This window comes from Pseudonocardia sp., from assembly GCF_025965585.1.
Taxonomy (GTDB): domain Bacteria; phylum Actinomycetota; class Actinomycetes; order Mycobacteriales; family Pseudonocardiaceae; genus Pseudonocardia.
Window position 1 is genome coordinate 1 of sequence record NZ_JAOPWR010000448.1, and the last position, 2,630, is coordinate 2,630.

Consider the following 2,630-nt stretch of genomic DNA (forward strand, 5'->3'; position numbering starts at 1 on the left):
CGCCTCGGCGTCGTCCCACTGGACCTCGAGCTCGTCGGCCCCCGCGGTGGCGCCGGACTGGTCGCCACGGGCGAGATCGTCCAGCATGGTCTGGGTGGTGCCGCGGAACACCGACAGGTCACCGAGGGCCGAGACGGGGGCCACGGGGCCGTGCCCGGTCGCGGCCGGAGCGGCCGCGTCGGACCGCAACGCCGATGTGCGCAGGGCGTACCCCGTCCCACCTGCGGCGACGACGCGCACCACGACAACCGACGGTCGTCATGTCGGGGCGCTGGGTCAGCGGCGCCTCGCGTCCCCTTCGAGTTCGCGATGGTCACCCAGGGCCCGCGCTGCGGGATCAGCCGGGGCAGCCGGATCAGGCCCCCGGCCGCGGCGGCGAGCACGTAGCGCAGCCCACGCGCCTGTAGGCCGAGGCGGAACTCGGTGTGGTGTCGCCGTAGCCGGCGCCGGCGACCACGGGCCTGCGGGCGAGCCCCCAGCCGTCGTCCTGCTCGTCGCCGGTGATCTCGTCGAGCATGTCGAGGGCCTGGCGCCATTTCTCCCGATGCCGCACCTGATCAGGAATTCGGCTGCGGGCCAGGCGTCGCCGGATCTCGGCCGCCAGATCCGGGTTGGCCTTGTCGTCGATCGTGGTGTCATCCCAGGATTTCGGCAGGAACAATCGCCAGTCGATCGCTGCGGACGCCCAGTCGGTGACCGCGTGCACGCTGACCCCGATCTGGCAGTTCCCGACCTTCCCCAACGACCCGGAATACATCCGCGCCACCCCGGGCGAGCCCACGCCGTCCTTCGGGAAACCGGTGTCGTCGACGACGAAGGCGCGCGGATCGATGAACGATTCCGCCCACCGGGCCACCCGTTTCCGAACCTCGACGAAGTCCCAGGTCGAGGTTGCGCACCGGGTCGAAGACGACGACGACGCCGGCTGTCGACTGTGGCACGTCCAGGACGACGTCGAAGTGGTAGGAGCGATTCGGCTTCAGTTCGTTCGGTGCGTCGTAGGTGCACGAAGCCGCCTGCACGGTCGACGCCACAAGCGACTCGCCGTCACGACTGACAGATTCCCACCCGGTCCCGAAGATCACCCGAGGCAGGAGATTCTGTGGGTCGGCTGCGGTCTTCGCGCTCACCTTGACGGCAACAAACTTGCCATTCTTCGGATCGTCCACGCCACTGTTGCAGCGAACGCCCTCGACTCCGGACGGCACGAAGTCGACGACCACATCGGTCGTGCCCGGGTTGGTGACAGCCGCATGCTGACCAATGACCTTCGGCAGTGAGCCGCGCTCTGTGTCGGCACACCGGTACCGTAAGTCGGATTGACCAACGGCGTGGACGGCGACGCGAGGACCGGCGATCCTGCGGGCGTAGCACAGCCGGCCGACGCCAGTGGCACGATCAGGAGCAGGAGCCCCCCTCATGTGAATTCTTCCGTCCATGCGAATTTCTTCTTCAAGCGAGGGCATCGTTGACCAGCACGGTCAACACCAAACCCGTCGTACCGCGGGCGACCGGCTGCGCCTGAGCGTTCGACACGACCGTGCCTTCCAGCCGAGAGGCATAGAAGTCACCGGTATAGCGCACGGCCTGGTATCGCCCCCGCTCGCGCGACAGCTCCACAACGTTCCCGGATCCGGAGCCGTCCACGAGCTGCTTCAGGCGCCGAGCCGTCGCCACATCCGCCATCTCCACCCACGACGCCGCGACAAGCACGACATCACCCTTGCGATCGCCTACCTCGAACAGCGCTCGATGCAAGCCCACGCAGGGGTTCGCCGTCAGGAAGTCACGCACCTGCCCATAAGCATGCGCGGCACAGTTGCTGGCATCGTCGGTGACTCGTGCGGCGACCCGCACGCCACGAGCGACGATCCGCGCCTCCGCAGCGGCAGAATCCCGATTACCGACCTCGGAAGACCCGCGGCCGTTGACCGACCCCGAACTGCCTGGCCCGAGCAACCCCGAGCCGGCCGCACTCGTACCGCCCACTCCCAGCGCCACGGCGACACCGACGGCCAGAAGGACAGTCGCGGCGCCGCCACTGCCCTTCGAACTGCCACCACCCGCTCCCCCGATCCTGCGTGTCACGCACTTCCCCCTCGGTGACTCCAGGGAGACCTTTGCCAACCAGCCATACGACGTTACCGACGCATACTGCAGTGTGCTGGCTATCGCGCATGCCAGCGGCCTGGAAGCCAGCCCGCTGGCAGCCCCGACGCACACCACGACGCCCGAGGCCGCGGATATTTCGTGTCACGCGTGGTGTCACGCCCGAACGCAGCATCCCCGCATCGGCGACCGGGGGCTGCCTGACTCGCCGCCCGGCGCGCCGGAGCTCAACCGCAACAACAGCCCTCACCAGCGTGGAGTGGACATCACCAGTCGACTCGATTTCGTGTCACGCACCGGCCACATCGTTCACTCGGCTCAACCAAAGTTCGCCGCGAATTCAGGCCTAAAGAGCACAACTGCTGGTCAGAGGCTTGAGCGGGCGACGGGAATCCCGACACACACGCTTTCGAGGTCTGAGAATCAACGATCGCCGACAGTCGCGGAGCGTCGCGGCGCTGGTGAGGGGCTCGGCACGTCGACCGGCAAGCATATGCGATCGCCGGCAAATGCAACCACGA

General features: G+C 67.7%; 2 protein-coding genes and 1 pseudogene. All 3 read right to left on the bottom strand.

Annotated features, from left to right (window positions below; genetic code table 11):
* A pseudogene (locus tag JWR81_RS27550) lies at positions 1-243 on the bottom strand (hypothetical protein); the annotation flags it as partial.
* 112 nt (positions 244-355) lie between these two features.
* Positions 356-856 (bottom strand): transposase, encoded by a 501-nt coding sequence (locus JWR81_RS27555; protein ID WP_297659201.1) that lies wholly within the window; start codon positions 854-856, stop codon positions 356-358.
* 596 nt (positions 857-1,452) lie between these two features.
* Complete coding sequence (locus tag JWR81_RS27560; RefSeq protein ID WP_297659203.1) at positions 1,453-2,088, bottom strand: hypothetical protein; 636 nt, start codon at positions 2,086-2,088, stop codon at positions 1,453-1,455.
* Positions 2,089-2,630 lie beyond the last annotated feature (542 nt).